The sequence below is a fragment of the Candidatus Methylomirabilota bacterium genome (assembly GCA_035315345.1).
Classification (GTDB): domain Bacteria; phylum Methylomirabilota; class Methylomirabilia; order Rokubacteriales; family CSP1-6; genus CAMLFJ01.
The window spans coordinates 1-24,143 of sequence record DATFYA010000190.1 but is presented as its reverse complement, the minus strand read 5'-3'; the positions used below and the strand labels follow the sequence as shown (position 1 = coordinate 24,143).

Annotated in this window: 20 protein-coding genes; 12 read left to right on the top strand and 8 right to left on the bottom strand. The window is 71.3% G+C overall.

Translation table 11 applies throughout. The features are described from left to right. Positions 1–795: adenylate/guanylate cyclase domain-containing protein (locus VKN16_24535; protein ID HME97386.1), on the top strand; the 795-nt coding region annotated here is incomplete at its 5' end. 3 nt (positions 796–798) lie between these two features. Here the strand turns inward: VKN16_24535 and VKN16_24530 are convergent. From VKN16_24530 to VKN16_24520, 3 genes are all read right to left on the bottom strand, one after another. Continuing rightward, positions 799–1,047 carry a hypothetical protein gene (locus tag VKN16_24530; protein ID HME97385.1) on the bottom strand — a complete coding sequence of 83 codons (249 nt, stop codon included), beginning with the start codon at positions 1,045–1,047 and terminating at the stop codon, positions 799–801. Between the two features lie 200 nt (positions 1,048–1,247). Further along, positions 1,248–2,438 (bottom strand): MFS transporter, encoded by a 1,191-nt coding sequence (locus VKN16_24525; protein ID HME97384.1) that lies wholly within the window; start codon positions 2,436–2,438, stop codon positions 1,248–1,250. A gap of 20 nt (positions 2,439–2,458) precedes the next feature. Beyond that, positions 2,459–3,715, bottom strand: coding sequence for an MFS transporter (locus VKN16_24520; GenBank protein ID HME97383.1), 1,257 nt, complete (start codon positions 3,713–3,715; stop codon positions 2,459–2,461). A 76-nt stretch (positions 3,716–3,791) separates the two neighbouring features. Here VKN16_24520 and VKN16_24515 point away from each other — a divergent pair, with 76 nt between their 5' ends. The 5 genes from VKN16_24515 to VKN16_24495 all read left to right on the top strand — a co-directional run bounded on the left by VKN16_24515 (position 3,792) and on the right by VKN16_24495 (position 12,382). Next, the gene (locus tag VKN16_24515) at positions 3,792–4,952 is read left to right on the top strand and encodes a mandelate racemase/muconate lactonizing enzyme family protein (protein HME97382.1); all 1,161 of its coding nucleotides are present in this window, start codon (positions 3,792–3,794) and stop codon (positions 4,950–4,952) included. An 11-nt stretch (positions 4,953–4,963) separates the two neighbouring features. After that, positions 4,964–6,511, top strand: a complete 1,548-nt coding sequence (locus VKN16_24510; GenBank protein ID HME97381.1) for an amidase — start codon at positions 4,964–4,966, stop codon at positions 6,509–6,511. A gap of 2 nt (positions 6,512–6,513) precedes the next feature. Next, positions 6,514–7,716 carry an aminotransferase class V-fold PLP-dependent enzyme gene (locus VKN16_24505; GenBank protein ID HME97380.1) on the top strand — a complete coding sequence of 401 codons (1,203 nt, stop codon included), beginning with the start codon at positions 6,514–6,516 and terminating at the stop codon, positions 7,714–7,716. 57 nt (positions 7,717–7,773) lie between these two features. After that, positions 7,774–8,187, top strand: coding sequence for a hypothetical protein (locus tag VKN16_24500; GenBank protein ID HME97379.1), 414 nt, complete (start codon positions 7,774–7,776; stop codon positions 8,185–8,187). A gap of 70 nt (positions 8,188–8,257) precedes the next feature. After that, positions 8,258–12,382: a sigma 54-interacting transcriptional regulator gene (locus VKN16_24495; protein ID HME97378.1), complete on the top strand. Its 4,125-nt coding sequence runs from the start codon at positions 8,258–8,260 to the stop codon at positions 12,380–12,382. Positions 12,383–12,401: 19 nt separating this feature from the next. Here VKN16_24495 and VKN16_24490 read toward each other — a convergent pair whose 3' ends face one another. Then, entirely contained in the window at positions 12,402–14,084 is a 1,683-nt protein-coding gene (locus VKN16_24490) for a Dyp-type peroxidase (GenBank protein ID HME97377.1), read from the bottom strand. Between the two features lie 243 nt (positions 14,085–14,327). Between VKN16_24490 and VKN16_24485 the strand changes: the two genes are divergently transcribed. Beyond that, positions 14,328–15,056, top strand: a complete 729-nt coding sequence (locus VKN16_24485; protein ID HME97376.1) for an RES domain-containing protein — start codon at positions 14,328–14,330, stop codon at positions 15,054–15,056. A gap of 21 nt (positions 15,057–15,077) precedes the next feature. Here VKN16_24485 and VKN16_24480 read toward each other — a convergent pair whose 3' ends face one another. After that, on the bottom strand, positions 15,078–16,046 hold the full coding sequence (locus VKN16_24480) for a LysR family transcriptional regulator (GenBank protein HME97375.1): 969 nt from the start codon (positions 16,044–16,046) through the stop codon (positions 15,078–15,080). A 98-nt stretch (positions 16,047–16,144) separates the two neighbouring features. Here VKN16_24480 and VKN16_24475 point away from each other — a divergent pair, with 98 nt between their 5' ends. Further along, positions 16,145–16,723 carry a hypothetical protein gene (locus VKN16_24475; GenBank protein HME97374.1) on the top strand — a complete coding sequence of 193 codons (579 nt, stop codon included), beginning with the start codon at positions 16,145–16,147 and terminating at the stop codon, positions 16,721–16,723. Positions 16,724–16,756: 33 nt separating this feature from the next. Here the strand turns inward: VKN16_24475 and VKN16_24470 are convergent, their stop codons facing one another. The 3 genes from VKN16_24470 to VKN16_24460 are packed head-to-tail and all read right to left on the bottom strand — an operon-like array spanning position 16,757 to position 19,397. After that, on the bottom strand, positions 16,757–17,065 hold the full coding sequence (locus VKN16_24470; protein HME97373.1) for a putative quinol monooxygenase: 309 nt from the start codon (positions 17,063–17,065) through the stop codon (positions 16,757–16,759). Positions 17,066–17,089: 24 nt separating this feature from the next. Next, positions 17,090–18,307, bottom strand: coding sequence for an MFS transporter (locus tag VKN16_24465; protein ID HME97372.1), 1,218 nt, complete (start codon positions 18,305–18,307; stop codon positions 17,090–17,092). Between the two features lie 4 nt (positions 18,308–18,311). Next, positions 18,312–19,397 (bottom strand): zinc-binding dehydrogenase, encoded by a 1,086-nt coding sequence (locus VKN16_24460; GenBank protein HME97371.1) that lies wholly within the window; start codon positions 19,395–19,397, stop codon positions 18,312–18,314. Positions 19,398–19,468: 71 nt separating this feature from the next. Here VKN16_24460 and VKN16_24455 point away from each other — a divergent pair, with 71 nt between their 5' ends. The 4 genes from VKN16_24455 to alr form a co-directional block, all read left to right on the top strand. Continuing rightward, entirely contained in the window at positions 19,469–20,488 is a 1,020-nt protein-coding gene (locus tag VKN16_24455) for a TRAP transporter substrate-binding protein (GenBank protein HME97370.1), read from the top strand. Positions 20,489–20,532: 44 nt separating this feature from the next. Next, a complete protein-coding gene (locus VKN16_24450) occupies positions 20,533–22,005 on the top strand; it encodes a M81 family metallopeptidase (protein ID HME97369.1) in 1,473 nt (490 codons plus the stop codon). Positions 22,006–22,016: 11 nt separating this feature from the next. Next, complete coding sequence (locus tag VKN16_24445; protein ID HME97368.1) at positions 22,017–23,102, top strand: LLM class flavin-dependent oxidoreductase; 1,086 nt, start codon at positions 22,017–22,019, stop codon at positions 23,100–23,102. Between the two features lie 3 nt (positions 23,103–23,105). Next, on the top strand, positions 23,106–24,143 hold a 1,038-nt coding region (alr, locus tag VKN16_24440; protein ID HME97367.1), incomplete at its 3' end, for an alanine racemase.

Here is a 24,143-nt window from a genome sequence, read left to right as displayed (position 1 = left end):
CCGGTCGATCAGGTCGCCCTGGTCGCACGAGTGAAATCGATGCTGCGGATCAAGGAGCTTCATGACTCGGTGGAGGCGATGGCAGCGAAGCTGGCCGAGTCGAACCGGACGCTCGACCAGCGCGTCCAGGCCCAGGTGGCTCAGCTCGAGCGGCTCTCGCGTCTCAAGCGCTTCTTCTCTCCGCAGCTCGCGGAGCTGATCGTGGACGGGGGCGCCGAGGATCCGCTCCAGACGCACCGGCGGGAGGTCACCGTCGTCTTCCTGGACCTCCGGGGATTCACCGCGTTCGCCGAGACCGCCGAGCCCGAGGAGCTCATGGGCATGCTGCGCGAGTATCACGCCGCGATGGGCCGGCTGATCCTCGAGCACGAGGGAACGCTCGAGCGCTTCACCGGCGACGGGATGATGGTGTTCTTCAACGATCCGATCGAGGTGCCGAACGCGGCGGAGCGGGCGGTCCGCATGGCGGTCGCGATGCGCGATCAGGCCGGTGTCCTCGCGGCCGGCTGGCGCAAGCGCGGCTGGAGCGTCGGCGGCCTCAAGGTGGGCGTCACCCAGGGCTACGCCACCATCGGGGCCATCGGGTTCGAGGGGCGCGTCGACTACGGCGCGATCGGAACGGTCACCAACCTGGCCGCGCGGCTGTGCGGCGAGGCGACCGGCGGACAGATTCTCATCTCGGCCCGGGTCGCGACGGCGGTGGAGGGTCTGATCGACGCGGAGAGCGTGGGCCCGCTGACGCTGAAAGGACTGGCCCGGCCGGTGCCGGCGTGGAGCGTCCGCGGGCTGCGCTGACGCTCAGCTCCGCGCCGCGATCTCCGCGTCGAGCAGCTCGCGCAGCTGCCGCAGGTCGTCGAGATTGAAGTTCTTCAGCTGATCCTCGACGAGCAGCTCGATGGCGCCCTGCACGACGATCTTCTGGTGGATCGCCTTGTAGAGATCGCCCAGCCACTGCCCCTGCTTGATCGCGTCGGCGTCGAGATGGAACTTCCCGGTCTGGATGAGGGCCACCACGATGTCTCGCGCCATCTCGGACACGCTGCTCACGGGCATGTCTCCTCCCTCTTGCATGGCCATGGGCTCAGAGCGTACCAGCGGCCTCCAGCCCCGGCAACACGCCCGCCGGCTGATCAAAAAGGTCCAGATGCGAGACGGCGCCCGAGAGCCGCACGCGAGGCGTGGTCGTTCCACGTTGAGCGTGCGGCCGAGGGCGCCAACGAAGCAGATGGGCCTTTTTCATCAGCCGGCTACAGCGCGCGCAAGCGCGGGTAGAGGAGCGCGGTGGCGCCGGCCAGGGCGACCAGCGCGAGGCCGCTGGCGCCGAGCGCCGCGCTCACCCCGAAGAGCGAGGCGAGCGCGCCGATCTGGAGCTGACCGAGAGGAGCGAAGCCGATCGCCACCACCCAGGCGCCGCCGGCTCGGCCGCGCAGGTGAGGCGGGACGCTCAGCTGCAGCAGGCTCTGGGCGAGCAGGTCGGCGAGGGCGCCGGCCGCGTTCGCCATCACCACCACCACGACCACGCCGCCGAATCCGACGAGGTACGGCGCGGCGCCGAGCGCGATCAGGCTCGCCCCGAAGGCCAGCAGCACGCCGGTGAAGAGCGCGCCGCTCCCGCGGGTGAAGCCGCGCATCGAGGCGAGCAGCGCGAGGATGCCGCCGACCGCGCGCGCCGCGTTCATGGCGCCGAGCCCTTCGGGCCCGGTCTGCAACACGTCGCGCGAGAGGCTCGGCAGGAGCGCCTGGTGCGCGAAGCCCAGGACCTCGGCGCCCGCGGTGAGCAGCATCAGCACCAGCAGCGTCGGATCGTCACGCACCGCCGCCACGAAGGCGGTGACGCCGCGCCAGAGCGAATCACTCTCGCGGTCGACGGCCGGCGTCGGGGCGGTCGCGGGCAGGAGCGCGAGGCCGCCGGCCAGGTAGGCGGCGGCGACCGCGAGGTAGGCGTGGCCCGAGCCCAGGTGCGCGATGAGCGCGCCCACGCCGAGCGAGCCCAGCAGCCAGCCCGCGCGCATCGCGATGCCGAGCACCGCGAGGCCGTTGACGAGCGCGCCGGCGCCGACCACGTCGTGCGCGTAGCTCTGGCGCGCCGCGTGCTCGACGCCGCGCAGGGCGCCGGCCGCGAAGGTGAGGACCATGAGCTGGCCGAGCGTCACCACGCCCAGCAGGGTGAGCGCGCCCATCAGGCCCGCGGCGAGCGCCTGGCCCACGCCGGTCGCCACGAGCAGGCGCTGACGCGAAACCCGGTCGGCGAGCACGCCGGCCGGCACCCCCACGAAGGCCAGCGGCAGCGCGCGGCAGCCCATGGCCGCGCCGACCAGGAAGGGGGAGTCGGTCAGCTCGAGCGTGAGCCAGCCCAGCACCACCAGCTCGCCCATCATGCCGATCGAATTCAGCAGGGTTCCGGCCCCGAGCCAGCGCAGGTCGGGGAGCCGGAGCAGCGCGAGATTGAGAATGCGGCTCAGCCTCCCTGGGCGGCGACCGCGGGCCGGCGCATCAGGGCGACCGCGAGCGGGCCCAGCACGAGCGCGGCCCCGACCGCGTTGAGCATCGCGAAGCCCCAGATGCCCAGGATCATGCCGCCGGCCGCGGAGCCGATGGCGCCCATCAGCCCCATGAGCAGATCGGCGAAGCCCTGCACCGAGGCGCGCTCCACGGACGACAGCGCGTCGGTCAGCAGCGCGCTGCCCGACACGAACGCGAGGTTCCAGCCGACGCCGTTCAGGAACAACCCGGCGATGATCGTCGCGCCCGCGTCGCCCGGGGCCAGCCCGGCCAGGCCGATCGCGCCGATCAGCAGCAGCGCGCCAAGGGCGATCACGGGCAGCCGGCCGAGGCGGTCGGCGAGCCAGCCGGAGAGCGGCGAGGCCACGTACATGCCGGCCAGGTGCAGGGAGACCGCCACGCCGATGGTGCCCACCGAGTGGCCCTGATCGTGGAGATAGAGCGGCGAGGTGGAGGTGGTGGCGATCATCACGAACTGGCTGACCGACAGCGTGGTCAGCGCGATCTGCACGCGCACGTCGCCCAGGATCGCGCCGAGGCTGCGGGCCGCGCCGATGCGGCGGCCCCGGTCGGCGACGGCCTCGGCCTCGCGCGCGATGACCAGCGGGTCCGGCCGCAGCAGCAGCGCGATCAGCAGCGCGGCCGCGGCGTAGGCGCCCACGCTGACCAGGAACGCGCTCGCGGTGGGCGGCACCGCGAGCCACGCGCCCAGCGTGAGCGCGGGGGCCATCAGGTTGGGCCCGATCATCGAGCCGACCGTGGAGCCCCACACGATCAGGCCCATCGCGCGCCCGCGCTCGCCCGCCGGGCTCACGTCGGCGGCCGCGTAGCGGGCGAGCAGGTTGGAGGTGCTGGCGATGCCGAAGAAGGCCATGCCCACCAGCATGAGCGGGAAGCTGCGGCCGGCGACGCCCAGGAGGCCCAGCACCGCGCCGAGCACGGCCAGCCCGTAGCCGAGGGCCAGGCCGGGGCGACGGCCCGAGCGGTCCATGAGGCGCGCGAGCGGCCAGCTGGCCAGCGCGGTGCCGAGCGCGCCCACCGCGATCGGCACGCCGGACCACGTGTTGGTGCCGGTGATGCTCGCGGCCATGATCGCGCCCACCGCGAGGCCGATGGAGTGGCCGGTGCTGCCGCAGACCTGAGCCACGAACAGCGTGGCCATCAGCTTCCAGCGGACGGCGCCGCGCCGCGACGTCAGGATGAGAGCGTGCATGAGCGAGTGACGACCGTCCCGGATCGTATCACGCCCGCGTCGGTCCGCTCGATTCTGGTACGATCGCGGCCGAGCGATGAAGACGATGCTCGTGAGCCGTGTGGTCCCGTGCCTCGCCGATCTCGGCGGGGGCAAGAACCTGTGCTTCGTGAAGGTCGAGACCGACGGCGGCCCGCACGGCTGGGGCGAGTGCTACACGCAAGCCGACCGCGACACGAGCATCGTCGCCCTGGTGGAGGCCCTCGGCCGCTATCTCGTCGGCCGCGACGCCGCGCAGATCACCCACTTCGTGCACTGGGCCTACCACGACTTCGCGGCCAAGCGCGGGGCGATGGACTTCTGGAGCGCGGTGAGCGGGCTCGAGCAGGCCCTCTGGGACATCGCGGGCAAGCGCCACGGCGCCCCGGTCCACGTCCTGCTCGGCGGCCCCTGCCGCGAGCGGATCCGCGTCTACGCCAACGGCTGGTACGGGGGCGCCAAGGCCCCCGCCGACTACGCGGCGCGGGCGCGCGAGACGGCGGGGCGCGGATTCACCGCGCTGAAGTTCGATCCGTTCCCGGGGCCGTGGCGCACCCACGTCTCGCGCGAGGCCGAGGAGGCGGCGGTGGCCAGCGTGGCCGCGGTGCGCGAAGCGGTAGGGCCGGCGGTCGACCTGCTGATCGAGGTGCATCGGCGCCTGGCGCCCATGCACGCCGTCCGCATCGCCCGCGCGATGGAGCGCTACCGGCCGTTCTGGTACGAGGAGCCGGTGTCGTCCACCAACCTGGAGGCGCTCGCCGAGTGCCGGCGGCAGATCGCGATCCCGATCGTGACCGGCGAGGAGCTGTACACCCGCGCCGAGTTCCGACGCTGCTTCGAGCTGCGCGCCGCCGACATCGTCAACCCCGACGTCTGCAACTGCGGCGGCATCCAGGAGCTGCGCGCCATCGCCCAGATGGCCGAGCCCTCGCTCGTCACCGTGTCGCCCCACAACTACAACTCGACCACGGTCGGGCTCGCCGCCACCCTGCACGTCTCCGCGGCGATCCCGAACTTTCTCATCACCGAATACTTCGTGAACTTCGAGGCGCGCGGGCGCGAGATCGCCCGGCCGCCCATCGAGATACGAGAAGGCTACGTTGACGTGCCGACGGAGCCCGGTCTCGGCATCGAGCTGGACGAGACCGCGCTGGCCCGCTTCCCGGCGCGGGTCTCCACCGGCCGGACGATGCCCGCGCCGGGCGACGAGACGCCGTAGGCGCGCCGCGCGTGACCGCTCCCGATCTCACCCGTCGGTCGCTGCTCGCGGGAGGCCTGGCCCTCGCGGGAGCGGCCGTGATGCCGGCGCGCGCGGGCCGTGCGGCCGACGTCGCGCTCGATTTCGTCTCGGCCCTGGACGCGGGGCGGGCGATCCGCGGCGGGCAGATCTCGTCGCTCGAGCTGACCACTCGGATGCTCGACCGCATCGGGCAGCACAACGGCAAGCTCAACGCGGTGGTGGCCCTCGCCGGCGACGCGGCCGAGCGCGCGCGGGCTGCCGACCTAGCGGCGGCGCGGCGCGACTGGCGGGGCCCGCTCCACGGCGTGCCGTGCACCATCAAGGACTGCTTCGAGGTCGCGGGCGTCACCACCGCCGCGGGATCGCCCGCGCTGCGCAGCCACGTGCCCGCGCGCGACGCGGCGGTGGCCGCGCGCCTCCGGGCCGCCGGCATGGTCATCCTGGGCAAGACCAACGTGCCCATGTTCAACGCCGACTGGCAGACCTACAACGCGGTGTACGGCCAGACCAACAATCCGTGGGACGTCACGCGCACGCCGGGCGGCTCGACCGGCGGCGGGGCCGCCGCTCTCGCGGCGGGCCTCACGTACCTGGAGGTGGGATCCGACCTGGCCGGCTCCGTCCGGATCCCGTCGCACTTCTGCGGGGTCTACGGCCACAAGTCGTCGCTCGACGTGATCCCGCTCCGCGGCCACATCCCGCCGCCGCCCGGCATTCCCGCGACGCCGCCGTCCACGCTGCCGGTGGCCGGGCCGCTCGCCCGCTCCGCGGCGGACCTGCGCGTGGCCCTCGAGGCGCTGGGCGGCCCCGACGGCGACGAGGCGCGCGCGTGGCGCTGGTCGCTGCCGCCGGCGCGCGGGGCGCGGCTGGCCGACTACCGCATCGGCTACGTGCTCGACCATCCGCGCTGCCCGGTATCGCCCGAGGTGGGCGACGCCCTGGCCGCGACGGTCGAGGCGCTGCGCAAGGCGGGGGCGCAGCTCACCGAGGGCTGGCCCCAGGGCATGACGGCCGAGGATCAGTTCGACACCTACTACATGCTGCTCGTGGCCCACTTCGTGCCGCCGGTCCACGCCGATCAGATCCCCGCGCTGCGTCAGCGCGCGGCGGTGCAGGACGGCTCCTATCTCGCGCGGTACGCGCTCGCGGTCACCGCCTCCGACGCCTACATGCAGGCCATGGAGACGCGCCGTCGCCAGGCGCGCGGGGTGTGGCAGGCGTACTTCCGCACCCACGACGCCTTCCTGCTGCCCACCGCGCTGGTCCCGGCGTTTCCCCACGATCCGGCCGGCACCCCGCTGCTGCGCGTGCTCGCTACCCCGCGCGGCGAGCGACCGTATCTGGACATCTGCTTCTGGACTTCCTTCGCGTCGCTCGCCGGTCTGCCCGCGACCACCGCGCCGGTCGGCCTCACGGCGGGCGGGCTGCCGGTCGGCGTGCAGATCGTCGGGCCGTATCTCGAGGACGCCACGTCCATCGACCTGGCCGGCCGCCTCGCCGACGTCGTCGGCGGCTTCCGCCCACCCCCGGGGTTCTGATCATGCCGACGAGCGAGCGCGAATGGGCGGCCCTCTGGCCGCTCGATCCGGCCGTCACCTTCCTGAACCACGGCTCCTACGGAGCCTGCCCGCGCGAGGTGCTCCGCCACCAGGCCGCGCTGCGCGCGGAGATGGAGGCGGAGCCGGTGCGCTTCCTCGGGCGCGATCTCGACCAGCGCCTCGACGCGGCGCGCGCCGCCCTCGCCGCCTTCGTGGGCGCCGACGCCGACGATCTGGCGTTCGTCGCCAACGCCACCGGCGGGGTCAACGCGGTGCTGCGCTCGCTGCGTCTGTCTCCGGGCGACGAGCTGCTGACCACCGATCATTGCTACCAGGCCTGCCGCAACACGCTCGACTACGTGGCGGAGCGGACCGGCGCGCGGGTGGTGGTCGCCACCATTCCGTTCCCGGTCGTCTCGGCCCAGGAGATCGTGGACCGCGTGCTCGCGAAGGCCACCTCGCGCACGCGGCTGGCGCTGCTGGATCACATCACGAGCCCCACCGCGCTCGTCCTGCCCATCGAGCGGCTGATCGACGCGCTGGCCGCGCGGGGCATCGAGACGCTGGTGGACGGCGCGCACGCGCCCGGCATGGTGCCGCTCGATCTGCGCCGCCTCGGCGCCGCCTACTACAGCGCCAACTGCCACAAGTGGCTGTGCACGCCCAAGGGCTCCGCGTTCCTCTGGGTGCGCCGCGATCGGCAGGCGGACGTCCATCCGCTCACGATCAGCCACGGGGCCAGGGGCGAGCGCGCGGGCCGCACGCGCTTCCGGCTCGAGTTCGACTGGACGGGCACGCAGGATCCCACCGCGTGGCTCACCGTGCCGATGGCGATCGACTACCTCGGCGGGCTGGTGCCGGGCGGATGGCCGGCGCTGATGGCGCGCAATCGCGCGCTGGCCCTCGAAGCGCGGCGGCTGATCTGCGCGGCGGTCGGCATTGAGCCGGCCTGCCCCGACGAGATGATCGGCTCGATCGCCAGCATGATCCTGCCGGACAGCCCGGCCACCGATCCGACCTGGCGGGCCCGCGATCCGATCCAGGGCCGGCTCTTCGAGGGCCGGGGCTTCGAGGTGCCGATCATGCGGTGGCCGGCGCCGCCGAAGCGGCTGATCCGCATCTCCGCCCAGCTCTACAATGACGCATCGCAATATGCTCGCCTGGCCGAGGCGGTGGTGAAGGAGCTGGCAGCCGAGCGTCGTTAGATTGGGACTGAATTGTGATTAGACCGGTGTACCATGGGCATACGGGAGGTGATTCTCATGGCGGCATCCCGGTCGACCGGCCGATCGGCCAGCCCGCGCCCCGACCTGCAGGCGCACGACTCCGCGATGCGGGCGCCGTTCGCCATGGTGATCCGCGAGCTGATCGACATCCTCGGCGCCCGGCTGGTGGCCTATATCGCGAAGGTGTCAGAGACGCGCGCCGTGCACGAGTGGGGGGCGCGGGGCCGCGGCCCCAAGGACGGCAGCGTCGCACCGCGTCTGCGGCTGGCGCTGCAGGTCGCCTCGCTCATCGCCCGGCACGATTCCCACGAGGTCGCGCAGGCATGGTTTCAGGGGCTCAACCCCCAGCTCGGTGATCGGTCGCCGGCCCGGCTGCTCCGCGAGGGCGACCTCTCGGAGGTGGGCCCCGAGATCGTCGGCGCGGCCCGCGCGTTCGTCATCGGCGGGTAAGCGCTCCTGGATGTGGCGCGCCGCGAAATCTGGTGCGCGCCTACCGCCCGCGCAGTAAGCTAGCCACGCTGTGAACGAGCTGGCAGAGCTCATCGGCTCGAGCCCCGCCATGGAGAAGGTGCGGGATCAGATCCAGCACCTGGTCGCTCGCCAGCAACCCGGCCACCGGCTTCCCTCGATCCTCATCGTCGGCGAGACGGGAACCGGCAAGGGTCTCGTCGCCCACCTGCTGCACCGGTCGAGCGCACGCGCGAGCGGCCCGTTCGTCCCCATCAACTGCGCGGCCATTCCCGACACGCTTCTCGAGGCCGAGCTGTTCGGCTACGTGCGGGGCGCCTTCACGGACGCGCGGCAATCGAAGGCGGGGCTGTTTCAGACCGCGCATCGCGGCACCATCTTCCTCGACGAGGTCGGCCTGCTACCGGAGGGACTGCAAGCCAAGCTCTTGAAGGCCCTCGAGGACCGCTCGGTGCGGCGTCTCGGCGGGACGGTGAGCGAGCCGTTCGACGCGTGGGTGCTCTCCGCGACAAACAGCGATCTCAACAGTGCCCTGCGTGAGCGCCGCTTCCGTGAGGATCTCTATCATCGGCTGGCCGTCCTCACGCTGACTCTGCCGCCCATTCGTGAGCGTGGTGAAGATGTCATGCTCCTCGCCGAGCACTATCTCGCCCGGGCCTGCGCCGACTACGGCCTTCCCGCCAAGACGATCTCTCCATCCGCGCGGGCTGCGCTCACCGCCTTCCCGTGGCCAGGCAACGTGCGGCAGCTGGCCAACGTGATGGAGCGCGTCGCCCTGCTCGCGGATGCCCGCGAGGTGACGGCGGAGATGCTCTCCTTGCCGCTGGCCGGGCCGGCGAGCAGCCCGCCCGCGGCGGCGGGCGACGAGCCGATGAAGGGCATGGACACGGTCGCGATGCGCCAGCACGTTCTCGACAGCCTGGAGCAACATCGCTGGAACATCTCGCACACCGCGATGGCGCTGCGCATCACCCGGAACACGCTGCGCGCCTGGATGAAGAAGTACGCGCTGCGCGAGGCTCGGGGCCCGCTCACTTCCGGTGCACCGGTCAGCGAGGCGGTGCCGGTCGTGGACGCGCCGGCCGCCGCACCCGAACCGCTCGCGCCGGGCGCGTCGACCGAGCCGGTGCCCACGTGGGCGGGCTCGCTGCTCCTCCAGCCCGCCGGCACCAAGATCCGCTGGGTCCGGAGACAGTTGATCCTGCTGCGGCTCGTGCTTCCCGGACCGTCTGGCCTCGACGGTCTTCACGACACGAGTCCGCTGCTCGACGTCCTGATCGACAAGGTGCAGAGTTTTGGCGGGCGGGTCGAGGAGCTCAGCCCCACATCGGTGGGCGCGGTCTTCGGGATGGAGACGATGGAGGAAGCATCGCGGCGCGCGGCGCACGCCGGGATGGCCATGCAGCGCGTGCTGGAGCGCGGCCCGCATGGCGAGGGAGCCGGCATCACCGCCCGCGCCGGCATCCACGCCGCGGTCCTCATGGTCGGCCAGGCCGGCGACCTCCAGCACATCGAGGCCCATGCTCGGAGCACGGCATGGAGTGCGCTCGATCCGCTCCTGAGCGGCGGACCGCCCGGCAGCGTGATGGTCACGGCCGCCGCGGCGCCCCTGCTGCAGCGCCGGTTCGTGCTCAGGGCCCTCGCCACCCCGATTTCAGGAGCCGAGGGCGCGTTTCAGCTCGTCGGTCCCGAGCGGCCAGCCATCCAGGCGGGCGGCCGCCTCACCGGCTTCGTAGGACGGCAGGAGGAGATCCACCTGCTCGAAAGCCGCTTCCAGGCTGCGGTGAAGGGCCGCGGCCATGTCGTCGCGATCTGTGGCGACGCGGGAATCGGCAAATCACGCTTGCTCCACGAGTTCCGCCAGAGAATTCGTGACCATCGCGTCACCTCTCTCGAGGCGCACTGTGTCTCCTACGGGACCGGCATTCCGTACCTGCCGTTGATCGAGCTGCTTCGCCGGGCCTTCCGGATCAACGACGCCGACTCGTCGCCCCTGGTGGCCGGCAAGGTCGAGCGCGTGCTCGAACGCCTCGGCCTGTCCAGCGTCGAGGCGGTGGCCTTCCTGCTCGAGTTCCTCGGGATCAAGACGAGTGAGGAGGGGCCTCCTCTCGTCCCGGAGGCCATCCAGGCCCGGATCCGCGATCTCCTGCGTCGCGTCTGCGCGAACGCCAGCCGGACCCGGCCGCTCATCGTCGTCGTCGAGGACCTGCACTGGATGGACGCCGCTTCGGAGGCCCTCGGATTCTCGCTTCTCGACGGCATCGACACGCTGCCGATCTTCGTCCTGTTGACGTACCGTTCGGGGTACCGGCAGCCGTGGGCGGATCGCTCGTATGTGACCCAGATCGCGCTCCCGCCGCTCTCCCGCGAGGAGAGCTCGGACATCGTGAAGACCTTGTTCGAGGTCGAAGTCCCGCCCGCGCTCACCGACCTCATCGTCGATCGGGCCGAGGGCAACCCGTTCTTCCTCGAGGAGCTCGCTCACGTCGTCGGCGAGCAAGGCACCGGGAGCGAGCCGCGGACGGTGCCCGAGACCATCCACGAGGTCCTGCTCGCCCGCATCAATCGTCTGGCTGACGAGACCCGGCGCGCGCTGGAGACCATCGCGGTCATCGGGCGAGCGGCGTCGCGCCGGCTCTCGAGCGCGACGTGGGCCGGACCCGAACCGCTGGACGATCTTCTTCGCGACCTCGTGCGGCAAGAGTTCCTCTACGAGAGGATGAGCGCGGCGGGCGAGACGGAATACATTTTCCGTCACCCGCTCATGCAGGAGAGCGCGTACCAGAACCTGATCGAGAGCACGCGCAGCCGCTTGCACGGCCAGGCCGGCCGGGCGCTCGAGCAGCTGTATGCGGGACGGCTGGAGGAGGTGGTCGAGCTCCTCGCGCACCACTATGGCCGCAGCGCGATGGACGAGCAGGCGGTGGACTACGGCATTCTGGCCGCCGAGAAAGCGGCGCGCCGCTGGGCCAACATGGAAGCACGCACCGCGTTCACGACCGTCCTCGGACGCCTCGACCAGATGTCGCGCACGCGCGAGAATCTCATCCGTCGGGTCGATGCCGTGCTCAAGCAATCGGAAATCCGCTTCGCCCTCGGCGAGCATCGCGCGCAGCTGCAAGGTCTGGCCGCGGTCCGCGAGACCGTCGAGCAGGTCGGCGATCCGGCGCGTCGTGCCGCGTGGCTGTACTGGAGCGGCTTCCTGCACAGTCTGGTCGGCGATCGGCCCGAGATCGGCATCGCATACGGCCAGCAGGCCGCCGCCCTGGTCGCGCGCGATGGGCTCGAGGATCTCCGCCCGTTCGCGGACTGCTGTCTGACCCACGCATACGCGCTGGCCGGCGATCTGCGCGAGGCCGTGAACGCCGGCGAGCGGGCCCTGTCGCAATTCGAGGCGCGGGGCAACGTCTGGTGGGCCTGCCGGACCATGTGGATCCTGAGTCACACCGCCAACGTCCTGGGGGAGTGGGACCGCAGCCTCGACTACTGTAGCCGGGCGCTGCAGCACGGTGAATCGGCCAACGACCTTCGACTCAAGGTCGTTGCCTGGTCGCGTATGGCGGCCAGCCAGGTCCAGCGAGGTGACGCCAAGGCCGCGCTGGGGTCGTGTGACGCGGCCACGAAGCTGGGCCCGACGCCGTTCGACGTCGCCAATCTCAACGCGGTGCGGGGCTACGCCCTCGTCAAGATCGGCGACTTTCAGTCCGGGCTGCCGCTGCTCCACGACGCCGTGAAGTGGTTTGCCGGCACCCACGTGCTCTACAACCGCTCGACCTGCTCGGTGTGGCTCGCCGACAGCCTGGTGCGGAGCGGCAATCGCGAGGGCGGGCGAGAGGTTGCCACCGCGGTGCTGGCAACCAGCGAGTCGGTGGGCTACCGGTACGTACAGGGTGTCGCCTCCCGCATCCTGGGGGAAAGCCTCACCCCGGACGATACCGGGGCCGCCGCCGCGCACCTGCAGACCGCGCGGGGCATCTTCGAACAGATGAATGCCCGGAACGATCTCGCGAAGACGCTCCTGGCCCAGGCCGCCGTTCACGCCAGCCTGGCCGAATTCGACCGGGCCCGGCAGCTCCTCGACGAGGCGGGGCGGATGTTCGAGGTGCTCGGCACGACGGACGAACCGGACCGGGTCCGCGCCGCCCGTCAACGCCTTCGGGGCGGCGCGGACACCTGACCGTAGCCGGCGCTCTCGGCTAGGGTCCGCCGGCGCCCTGGAAGCCGACGAGCATGAAGTATGTCTCGTCGCCGACCGTGTAGGGGATCCGGAGCACCTTGCTGATCCGGACGGTCTCGGCTGGGCCATTCTCCATGCTGAGCGTCCAGAAGAACCCTTGCCAGAACTCGGGCTCGGCCGATGTCCGGTTCCGGCTCTCGGGCGGAAAGGGGTCGATGCTGTTGCGGGCCTTGCCGATGCCGCCCCTGGTCACCGCCGTGAGGTTGACCTGCGGGTCCTTTCCGTACGGATTCTCACCCCTGATGAGCGCACCGAGCTCCTCATTCATCACGTCGCCCATGGTAGCCTCCTGTTCTTCCCACGTGGTCGTGGGGTCTGCGAGGAACCGCACTGCGGAAAGGGAGGGTGTGAAGAAGTACCCCCCGCCGGTCATCGCCACGTAGTGGTGGATGTCGAACGGTTTGTTCAGCGCGTCGGACGAGCGAAGAACGAGGCGGGCTGGGTCTTCGCCCTGGCCCGCGATCGGATCCTGTCCGGTCTGGGCGACGGGATGGTTGCGGTCGTTGAGCCAGCGCTGCACCGTCTCGAACTGACGGCCGAGGTCGGCCTGATAGGCGGCGAACAGAAGTCCGCGGTCGCGGCCGTCGTCCTGCGGAGCAACGCCGGGCCCGGCGGGGCCGAGCGGCGGACCGTACGGGATGCCGCGCCGGAGAAGCTTGTGGCGGAGCCCGCCGGCATTCGCGTCGCGCGGATGCGCCTTGCGCACGTGAGCGAATCCCGGCACTCGCTCGCCGTTCGGATCGGCGCCGTACTCTGCGGCGGTATACTCGACTGGCTCGGGGACGCGGGGATCTTCCGGCTGGATCGGGTCGGCGAGCTTGGCTCCGCTCGGCCAACGGCCGAACACCTTCGCCCCGAGCTGGGCCGGGCTCTTGAGTCCGAGATCCTTCGCCTGGGCCTCGAGATCGCGCTGAAAGCCGGCCACGTCCTGACGAAGCCGCCGGAAGACGAGATAGCTGCCGTCGCGGGTCCAGGCCGGGCCGGAGGACGACTCCTGTCCGGCGGCGTCGGGATAGCCGAGCACGAAGTCTCCCGTTCCCGTCAGGCCGTCGAGCCGCGGCTCACTGATCCCGTCCTGGTAGCCGAAGTGCTCGCGGCCGCGCATCTCGTCCGGGAGCTTCGCGCCGCGACAGTCCACCCCGAGGGTTTCCAGCAGCACGTCCCGGGCCTCGTGACGCGCGAGTCGCTGCCGGTGAACGCTGAGCGCCTGCTGGAGGTCCGCGTCGGTATCGGCCCCGATCACGACGAGGACGTGGGCCTCCGTATCCCTGGTCTCGCCGAAGCGCCAGGTCGCCGGCGTATCACCCAGCACGCCTGCTCGCGTGGCCATGCCTTGCTCGAACGGCTGCGGAAACGTGCCGGTCGGAGTCGGCGTGAACAGGGCGAGACCCTCCCGGGAGAAGGAGACGTTCACCCAGGTCGCCCGCAGGGCGGCGAGCGCGGGTTGCCCCTCGAGTGCCGCGCGGAGGGCCCTGAAGGCGACAACCTTGGCCGCGGAGGTGAGCTCCGGAAGGGTCTCCGTGAGCCAGGCCCGAGCCGATTCCGCCTTCGCGAACCTGAGCCCCAAGAACACCTGATGGTCCTTGTTGAAGCCGGGGAAGACGTTACCCTGGATCCGCTCGACTCGTAGCCATCGGCCCATGCTGTGCCCCCCTTGCCCCCCTGTCGTGCCCGCCGCGCGTGCCGCCCGTCGCGTGCCGAGCAATCAAGCAAGGAGCGCGCCCGAGCTGCACCGCGCAAAGTCGCGGATTTCCGCCCCGGAAGCACGCCGAGCACCGGGGAATTGCTCAGTGCTCTGCGCACCATTGAGCAGCGCGACGTAACCCATCGCCGAGGCGCGGAGCGGGGCCTTCCCAACACTCGCAGGCCGCTGCATGCTCGTTGCATGACAGCCGTCGGCGGAGCCGGTTCAGGATCCGAGGCAGGTGACTCTCTCGCGGAGATCACCCCGGGGAGACGCGTCTTCCGCGTCGGCCGCAAGCCCAACCCGTGGGCGTGGCCGCCGTGGGAGATCGCGGGGGAGGACGGCACCTTCGGCAATCGCTGGGACGACGCCCGCAGCACGTACCGCGTGCTCTACGGGTCGTCGCAGCTCGAGGCGTGCTTCGTCGAGACGCTCGCGCGATTCCGTCCCGATCCGCACGTGCTGGCCGAGCTGGCCCGCATCAAGGGGCCAGAGGCGGTGCAGGTGCCGGGACGGCTGCCTCGCTCCTGGCTCAACGGTCGGGTGGTCGGGGAGGCGTCGGTGTCGGGCGTCTTCTGCGACGTGGGCGCGGCCGCGTCGCTGGCGTACCTGCACCGCGCGCTCGCGGCCACCCTGGTGCGGTACCGCGTGAGAGAGCTGGACGGGGCCGCGATCCGGCAGACCGCACCCCGCCGCTTCACGCAGGAGATCTCGAGCCACGTCTACGCGCTGAGCGATGCGCGCGGGCGGCCGCGCTTCGCGGGCATCGCCTACCGCTCGCGCTTCGGCGATCACTACCAGAACTGGGCGATCTTCGAGCGACCGGGCCGCCGGCCGGTCATCCGCGCGCCGCGGACGCGCCGGATCGCCCCGCTGCAGCGCGAGTTCCAGGCCGCGCTGCGCCTGCTGGACCTCGAGCTCGGGGCTTGACGCCGCGAGCGCACGAGGGGCCTACGGAGAAGTTGTCCATCCGGGAGCCCGGCCCTCCCTCGGTCGCGGCACCGGTGGCGCGACGCGTTCCAACGCCCGCCCCGGGTAGGTTCGGCGCGTGTACATCACCAATCCCTCGATGAAGCTGCGCGCGAAAGGGGGGAGAAACCGATGTGGGTTCCAGACGATCCAGCCCCACTGGCCCAGCGACGCGCGGGCGTGCAGGAGAGCCGCCCCGCGGACCCGTCGACCCGTGAACGCAACCGTGGAGGGGACGATGGCGATCCCGCGACCGGCCTCGGCCAGCGCGATCAACGATTGAGGATCACCCGCCTCGAGGAGGAGACGCACGTGGACGTGAGCGATGCGACAGGCCGCGTCGAACATCTCCCGAGTGCCGAACCCCTGTCGGAGCAACAGGACCCGCTCGCCCTGGAGATCCGTCACGTCGATCGTCGCGCGCCGCCCGAGACGATGCCCCCGGGGCAGCGCGGCCAGGACTCGAAACGGAAACAGCAGGCGACCCTCGAGGTGATCGTTGCCGTGACGAATCGCCACGGCCAGGTGTGCCTCGCCACTCTCGACGCGGGCGAGCGCGCGCACACCCCCCTCCTCGAGGAGACGGACGTCCACCTGTTCTCGCGACTTCAGATATCTGGTCAGGAACGGAGCCAGCACGCTCTGGATCATCTGGGGCGAGCCGGCGACGCTCAGGCTCCCGATGTTGCCGCCTCGCACGGCGTGGGCGTGGTCGACGAGCCGGTCGACATCGGCGAGCAGGGCACGGCTGCGGAGGAGCAGGCCCTCACCCGCGCTGGTCACCCGAGCCCGGCGGCCCACACGCTCCACGAGGGGCACGCCCAGCTCCTTCTCGAGGTCGCGAACCTGGCGCCACAGCGCCGGTTGCGTGATCCGCACCTGCGCGGCGGCTCGGGAGAAGGCGCCGGTGTCGGCGACGGCAACGAAGGAGCGGAGGTGACGGAGCTCCATCTCGTCCAATGCCCTGTCGGCATACTCTACCGCTCGTGGAATGCATTGGACAGCATCCCGGGGACATCGGTACCGTCGGGCTCGAAAGGAGACCCCTCATGCTGAACGTCGACCATTTCGTGAGCGACTGCCGTGCCGCCCTCGCCGGGCCCACTCCCGGATTGACGATCAAGGAGATGCTTCAACGGATCGTGGCGAGCCCCCCGGACGTGCAGGCCGCGCTGGGCGCGCCGCGACGAGGCGCGATCACACCGCTCCATCATGAGCGCGATCTCACGATCCTCAATGTGATCTGGACGCCCGGCATGGCCATCTATCCGCACGACCATCGCATGTGGGCGCTGATCGGGCTCTACGGAGGGCGCGAGGACAACACCTTCTATCGCCGCAGTCCCGGGGGACTGCAGGTCGCCGGCGGCAAGCAGCTCGAGGCCGGGGACACCGAGCTGCTCGGGCCGTCGATCATCCACGCGGTGGCGAACCCGCTTCGCGTGTTCACCGCCGCGATCCATATCTACGGGGGCGACTTCTTCGGCACGCCGCGGAGCGATTGGGACCCGGAGACGCTTCGAGAGCGGCCGTTCGATATCGCACGCGGAAGAAAGGTCTTCGACGACGCCAACGAGCGGTGGCAAGCCGAATGCGCGAAACACGAATCGCCCGTGCCGCCGGCGTGACGGCCCGCCGATGGCGGAGGCCGGCAGGCGCGGCTACTCCGTCAGCGAGCGGTAGATCTCCACTTCCGCCGCGCCCTCCGTCAGCCCCTCCTTCTCGCGCCGCTCGCGGTAGGACGCCAGGTGGGGCGCCTTGCGATGTGCGTCGAACGCGGCGTCGTCCTTGTATTGCTCGTAGAAGATGAACAGGTCGGGATCCTTCGTCGAGCGATGCGGGCGGTACACGAGGCAGCCGGGCTCGGCCCGGCGCACCACGCCGGCCTGCTCGGCGAGCAGCGCGGCGAGGGCGTCGCCCTTGCCCTTCGCGGCCCGGATCTTCGCGACGACGGTGAGGACGTTGGCCATGACGGGTCTCCTTTGAGGTAGGGATCATAGCAGCCGCAGCCGGCGCGAGGCGAGCAGGAGCAGCGCGTTGCCCGCGACCATCGCGCCGCCCACGGACACCGCGAAGCGCGCGTCCACCGCGGCGGCCATCAGGCCGCCCAGCAGGCCGCCGATGGGCAGCAGGTTCCAGCAGAGCGCGTAGAGGCTCATGACCCGGCCGCGGAGGTGATCCGGCACCGTCTGCTGCAGCTGCGTGCTGACCTGGGTCAGATAGAACGTGTTGCTGAAGCCGACTGCGGCCAGGATCGGCAGCGCGGGCCCGAGTGTGGGCACGCGCGAGAAGGCCATCAGGCCGAGGCCCATGCCCGCCGCGCCGATCAGGATGACGAGCCCCCGCCGGCGCAGCCGCGTGGCCAGGCTCGCCACCAGCAGGGTGCCGGCCAGCGCGCCCAGGCCGTGGGCCGCGTTGAGCAGTCCGTAGCCGGCGGAGCCGGTCTGGAAGTACACGTCGGAGAAGATCGGCAGCAGCGTGACGTAGGAGAGGCCGAAGACGGCATTGAACAGGGCCAGGCAGATCAGCGCGGCGAACACGAAGTCGTGCGCCACGAAGTGGAGCCCCTCGTAGAGCTGGTGCAGGAGGCGCTGCGCGCTGGGCGCGGGGGCGTCGGCGTTCACCCGGAGCTGCCGGTACATCACCAGCGCCATCGCCGACGACGCGGCGGCCAGGCCGAAGCCGACGGTGCCGCCGAACGCCGCGATCAGGACGCCGGTGATGGAGGGGCCGATCATGCGCCCGGCCTGCCACGGGATCGATCCCAGCGCGATGGCGTTGGCCAGCCGCTCGCGCCCCACCATCTGGGGCACGAGCGACATGCGGGTCGGCTCGTCGAAGGCGCGGAACGTGTTGCTCATCGCGGCGAGCGTCAGCAGCGGCGCCACCCGCACCGCGCCCGACACCGAGAGCGCGAACGCGGCGAGCAGGACCGCGGTGGTCAGGATCTGGGTCCCGAGCAGGAGGCGCAGGCGGTTGGCGCGGTCGGCGAGCACGCCGCCCCAGAGCTGGAACACCACGAGCGGCACGCCCTGGGCGAGGCCGAGATAGCCGAGATAGAGCGCGTCGTGGGTCACCTCCCACACCATCCACGCGAAGGTCAGGTACTCGGCGCGGTGGCCGAGCACGTAGAAGACGAGCCCGATCCAGTAGAAGCGGTAGTTCCGCTCCCGGAGCGCCGCGAAGGTGGTGGAGCGCGCGGTGACGGCGATGGGGTCAGGCCCGCCAGGGCTCGACGAGGATCTTGGCGTGACGCTCGGGCGAGGCGAGCGCCTCGAAGGCGCCCGCGACGCCCTCGACGCCCACGCGGCCGGTGATCAGCGGCGTGGTCTCGATGCGCCGCGCCGCGATGTGGCCCAGCGTGGCCGCGAACTCGCCCGGGGTGTAGCCGAGCACGAACTGGAGGCTCAGCTCCTTGCTGATGCCGAGCATCGGATAGATGGTGTCCGGCTCCATGCACACGCCGACGACCACGATCCGCGTGCCGCGCGGCGCCGGGGCCATGATCTGGTCGAGCACGCCGGGCACGCCCACGCACTCGAACACCACCGCCGGGCGCACCGCGGGGCCGACGATCCACGGGGGAAGCGCGGGAGCGTGGCTCGGGTCGCGCCACACCGCGGTTTCGCGCCAGCTCTGCCACGGCGCGGTGGCCGCCGGATCCACCACGACGTCGGCCCCCATCGCGACGGCCAGCTCGCGACGGCGCGGCGAGAAGTCGGCGGCCACGATCGGCCGCGCCCCCTGCAGCCGGAGCGCCGCGATCACCGCCAGCCCGACCGGGCCGCACCCGATCACGAGCGGGGCGTCGTCGGCCTCGAGGCGCGCCTTCGCGACCGCGTGCAGGCCCACCGCCATCGGCTCGGTGAGCGCGGCCAGCTCGGTGGGCAGCCCGTCCGGGACGGGCAGCAGCAGCGCCTCGGTGAGCCGCATGTACTCGGCATAGCCGCCGGGCGTGTCGTTGGAATAGCCCACGGTGCGCGGGCCGTCCGCGCGGATCAGGCTCGGCCGCGAGCACACCCGCGTGCCGGCGCGGAGCGTGCGGGCGGTCGCGGGACCGTGATCCACGATCTCGGCGCAGAACTCGTGGCCCATCACCACGTCGCGGGCGAGATCCATGGTGAACGCGCTGCCCGCGCGACGGGAGGCCTCGACGAAGCGATCGGCGTGACGGAGGGCGTGGAGATCCGAGCCGCAGATGCCGCAGGCCAGCGTCTTGACCAGCACCTCGCCGGGGCCGGGCTCGGGGCGCGGGAGATCGGCGACCACGAGCTGACGGTTCCGCATCACGGCGGCGCGCATGGCCCACGATCCTACTCCGTCTCGCCGCCGCGGTCGAGACCTGCGGTATGCTCGACGCGGAGGATCCCTCGATGACGCGTCGGTCTCGTCACGGTCACGCATGGCTCGCGGGCGCGATGATCGCGGCGCTCGCGCTGCTCGGGGCCGGCGCGGTCTCCGCGCAGACGGTGACCTGGAGCATGGCCGACGAGTATCCGGCCACCTCCATCCAGGGCGAAGCCGACGCCCGCTTCGCTCGCGAGGTGAGCCGTCGCACCGGCGGCCGGATCGAGATCGCGCACCAGTACGATGCCTCCAGCGGATTCCGCTCGCGCGAGATGGTAGACGCGGTGGGACGCGGCGCGGTGCCGCTCGGCAACATGTACATGGGCGCGCTCGGCTCGGTCGACCCGGTGTTCCTGCTGCCCTCGCTGCCGTTCCTGGCCACCACGCCCGAGCAGGGGCAGGCGCTGGCCGCCGTCGCGCGCCCGCACTACGAGCGCGTGCTCGCGACGCACAACCAGGTCCTGCTCTTCCAGTCGCCGTGGCCGCCCGCCGGTATCTGGGCCAACAAGCCGGTCGACTCCGCGGAGGCGCTACGCGGCCTCCGCATCCGCACCGCCGACGCCAACGGGGTGCTCGCCTTCCGCGCCGCCGGGGCGGTGCCGGTGGCGATCTCGTTCACCGACGCGCTGCCCCAGCTCAAGTCGGGCCAGCTGGACGCGGTGCTCTCCTCGGGCGACGGCGGCGCGGGGGCACGGCTCATGGAGACGCTGCACCACTTCACCGCCATCGAGTACGCGGTGACCATGAGCATGGTCACGATCAACGGCGACGTCTGGCGCGGCCTCGACGCGGACACGCAGCGGGCGGTGCGCGCGGCCGCGGCGGAGACCGAGGCCGGGCAGTGGGAGGCCATGAAGACGCGCGTCGCCGAGAACTACGCGCGGATGCGCGCGGCCGGCGTCGGGCTCACGACCGAGCTGTCGGTCGACTACCAGCAGAGCCTGCGCAAGGCCGGGCGCGCCGCGGTAGACGACTGGCTCCGCCAGCTGGGCCCGGCCGGCTCGCAGATCCTCGACGCCTATCGCGCGCGGCTGGCCGGGCGCTGAAACTCGGTCGAGCGGGCCCTCGCGCGCGATAGTAGACTCCCGGCATGGCCCGCCCGAGGCTCGTTCTCGCGATGATGATGCACGAGACCAATACGTTCTCCCCGGTGCCCACCCCGCTGTCCTCGTTCCGGCCGCTCAGCGGCGAGGCAGCGATCGCCGAGTTCCGCGACACCAACACCCAGCTGGGCGGCTTCCTGCACGTGGCCGAGCAGGCCGGCGCCGAGATCGTGCTGCCGGTGGCGGGCGGGGCGCACCCGTCGGGCTACGTGGAGAAGGGCGCCTACGAGGACATGGTCGAGGCCATCGTGGGCGCGGTACGGGGCGGCTGCGACGCGGTGTTCCTGGCCCTGCACGGGGCGATGGTGGCCGAGCACGTCGACGACGGCGAGGGCGAATTGCTGCGGCGCCTCCGGGCGGTGGCCCCGCGGGTGCCCATCGCGGTGGGGCTCGACTTCCACTCGCACATGACCGCGGCGATGGTCGACAATGCCACCGTCATCGCCGGCTACTGCACCTACCCCCACGTGGACATGGGGGAGACCGGCCAGCGGGCGGGGCGCACCATGCTGCGCGCGCTGCGCGGCGAGATCGAGCCGGTGCTGGTGTGGGGCTCGCGGCCGATGATGACCAGCACCCTGGTCCACACCCCATCGCGTCAGCCCATGAAGGACATCATGGACATGGCGATGGCGGCGGAAGCGGGCGGGACGGTGCTCAACGCCTCGGTGTTCGGCGGTTTCCCGCACGCCGACATCCCGCACACCTCGCTCTCCGCGGTGATCGTGTGCGATCGCCGCGCCGACGCGGGCGCGGCCCTGCGCGACCGCCTGCTCGCGATGGCGTGGGAGCGGCGGGATGACTTCCTCTACCATGGCGCCCCGCTGGCCGAGCAGGTCGCGCACGCCCGCTCGCTGGGCGACGGGCCGATCGTGCTGGTGGATCACGGCGACAACACCGCCTCCGGCGGCACCCAGGACGTCATGAGCGTCATCGACGAGGTCATGCGCCAGGGGCTCACCGACGTGGCCGCGGGGCCCATCTGCGATCCGGCCGGCGTGCGGCGCCTGGTCGAGGCGGGCACCGCGGCGAGCGTGACCCTGCCGCTCGGCGGCCGCATCGACATGCCACAGATCAACTTGCCGGGCAAGCCGCTGGCGGTGACCGGCAAGGTCACGCGCATCACCGACGGGGAGTTCACCGTCACCGGGCCGATGGCCACCGGCACCCGCGTGCGCATGGGCCGGACCGCGGTGCTCGACACCGGCGCCATGCAGATCGTCGTCTCGGAGGGGCGCAGCGAGCCCTTCGATCTCGGCGTATTCACCCATTGCGGGATCGACCCGCGCCGCAAGAAGTACGTCCTGATCAAGTCGCGCCAGCATTTCCGTGCCGGGTTCGAGCCCATCGCCCGGCACATCGTCCTGTGCGACGGTGACGGCGTGACCAGCTCCGACCTCCGGCTCTTCACCTATCGGAACCGGCGGCGGCCGCTCTTTCCCTTCGAGCGAGATCGGTAAGGAGGTACGCCATGGACTACGGGCTGTTCACGATGCCGTCGCACCCGCCCGAGCGGAAGCTCTTCGACGGGCACCAGTGGGATCTCCAGAATCTCCGCTGGGCGGACGAGCTGGGCTTCAGCGAGGCGTGGATCGGCGAGCACCACACCGCGCCGTGGGAGCCGCATCCCTCGCCGGATCTCCTGGTGGCGCAGGCCCTGATGCAGACCAAGCGGATGCGAATCGGTCCCGGCGGATTCCTGATGCCGTTCCATCACCCGGCCGAGCTGGCCAACCGGGTGGCGATGCTCGATCACCTCGCGCAGGGCCGGCTCAACTTCGGGGTGGCCGCGAGCGGGCTGCCGAGCGACTGGTCGCTCTTCAACGTCGACGGCATGGCCGGGCAGAACCGGGAGATGACGCGGGAGTCGCTCGACATCATCCTGCGTCTCTGGAGCGAGGAGCCCGAGTTCGACTACAAGGGCAAGTTCTGGCACGTGACCAAGACCGGGACGATGTTCGGCACGCTGCGGCCGCACATCTTCCCGTTCCAGAAGCCGCACCCGCCCATCGGAGTGGCCGGGCTCAACAAGGGCTCGGACACGCTGAAGCTGGCGGGCGAGCGCGGGTTCTGGCCGATGAGCCTGAATCTCAACCCGGCCTACGTGGGCAGCCACTGGGAGGCGGTGGAGCAGGGGGCCGCAAAGTCCGGGCGCACGCCGAAGCGGTCGGACTGGCGCATGGTGCGCGAGGTGTTCGTGGCCGACACCGACGCGGAGGCGCTGCGGCACTCCGCGGGTGGCATGATGGGCCGCATGATGACCGAGTACTTCCTGCCGCTGCTGGGCGCCTTCGGATTCACCGAGTATCTCAAGCACGACCCCTCGGTGCCGGACGGCGACGTGACGCCCGAGTACTGCGCCAAGCACAACTGGCTGGTCGGCTCGCCGGACACGGTGTCGCAGAAGCTCAACGACATCTACGACGAGGTCGGCGGCTTCGGCACGCTGCTCGTGTTCTGCTTCGACTACAGCGAGAACCCGAAGGCGTGGCACCACTCGATGGAATTGCTCGCCAAGGAGGTCATGCCCCGCTTCAAGGGCATGGTGCCCAAGTAGCCGGTGGACCAGGGCTCACTGCGGCCGACGATCGTCGAGGTCAGCCTGACCCGGCTCGCGGACAACTTCCGCGCGATCCAGGCGGCGGTCGGACATGCCGCGGTGATGCCCATCTTGAAGGCCAACGCTTACGGCCACGGCCTGGTGCCGGTGGCCCGGCATCTCGCCTCGCTCGGCGCGCCGTGCTTCGGAGTGGCCTTCCTGGAGGAGGCGATCGCGCTGCGCGAGGCGGGGGTCGTCCAGCCGATCCTCGTGATGGGCGGCATCTTCGGCGACCAGATCCCGCTGTTCCTGCGCCACGACCTCACCCTCACCGCCTCGTCCATCGACAAGCTCAAGCAGGTCGAGGAGGAGGCGGGCCGTCTCGGCGTCACCGCCCGCGTGCACCTCAAGATCGACACCGGCATGGAGCGCATCGGCGTCCACTACTACAGCGCCCGCGGGCTGCTCGAGCGCGCGTCGGAGTGCCGGCACGCGGTCGTCGAGGGCATCTACTCCCACTTCGCCAACGCGGACGCCGCCGATCTGACCTCGGCCCGCGTGCAGCTCGCGCGCTTCCTCGAGGTGCTCGAGTGGTACGACAAGCAGGGCGTCAAGCCGCCGGTGCGCCATATCGCCAACTCGGGGGCGGTGCTGCAGCTGCCCGAGAGCCATCTCGATCTGGTGCGGCCGGGCATCCTGCTCTACGGCGTCTATCCGTCGGACGAGGCGCGGAAGACGATCGCGGTCGAGCCGGCGCTGTCCATGCGCTCGCGCGTGGTGTACTTCAAGGTGGTGAGCCCCGGCCACCCGGTGAGCTACGGGTCCACGTGGCAGTCCGACCATCCGGTGCGCGTGGTCACGGTGCCGGTGGGCTACGGCGACGGCTACTTCCGCGCGCTCTCCAACGTGGCCCACGTGCTCATCCGCGGGCGGAAGTACCCGGTGGTGGGCCGGGTCTGCATGGACCAGATCATGGTCAATCTCGAATGGGAGAGCGCCTTCAACGGGGACGTGGTCACGCTGCTGGGGCGCGACGGCGACGAGATCATCACCTGCGGG

Excerpts from the sequence above, each read along its gene's own strand:
- VKN16_24470 (HME97373.1), bottom strand. The coding sequence starts at position 17,065 with ATGGCCAACGTCCTCACCGTCGTCGCGAAGATCCGGGCCGCGAAGGGC.
- VKN16_24520 (HME97383.1), bottom strand. The coding sequence starts at position 3,715 with ATGCACGCTCTCATCCTGACGTCGCGGCGCGGCGCCGTCCGCTGGAAG.
- VKN16_24515 (HME97382.1), top strand. The coding sequence starts at position 3,792 with ATGAAGACGATGCTCGTGAGCCGTGTGGTCCCGTGCCTCGCCGATCTC.
- VKN16_24480 (HME97375.1), bottom strand. The coding sequence starts at position 16,046 with ATGGAGCTCCGTCACCTCCGCTCCTTCGTTGCCGTCGCCGACACCGGC.
- VKN16_24490 (HME97377.1), bottom strand. The coding sequence starts at position 14,084 with ATGGGCCGATGGCTACGAGTCGAGCGGATCCAGGGTAACGTCTTCCCC.
- VKN16_24475 (HME97374.1), top strand. The coding sequence starts at position 16,145 with ATGCTGAACGTCGACCATTTCGTGAGCGACTGCCGTGCCGCCCTCGCC.
- VKN16_24460 (HME97371.1), bottom strand. The coding sequence starts at position 19,397 with ATGCGCGCCGCCGTGATGCGGAACCGTCAGCTCGTGGTCGCCGATCTC.
- VKN16_24485 (HME97376.1), top strand. The coding sequence starts at position 14,328 with ATGACAGCCGTCGGCGGAGCCGGTTCAGGATCCGAGGCAGGTGACTCT.
- VKN16_24450 (HME97369.1), top strand. The coding sequence starts at position 20,533 with ATGGCCCGCCCGAGGCTCGTTCTCGCGATGATGATGCACGAGACCAAT.
- VKN16_24445 (HME97368.1), top strand. The coding sequence starts at position 22,017 with ATGGACTACGGGCTGTTCACGATGCCGTCGCACCCGCCCGAGCGGAAG.
- VKN16_24500 (HME97379.1), top strand. The coding sequence starts at position 7,774 with ATGGCGGCATCCCGGTCGACCGGCCGATCGGCCAGCCCGCGCCCCGAC.
- VKN16_24505 (HME97380.1), top strand. The coding sequence starts at position 6,514 with ATGCCGACGAGCGAGCGCGAATGGGCGGCCCTCTGGCCGCTCGATCCG.
- VKN16_24455 (HME97370.1), top strand. The coding sequence starts at position 19,469 with ATGACGCGTCGGTCTCGTCACGGTCACGCATGGCTCGCGGGCGCGATG.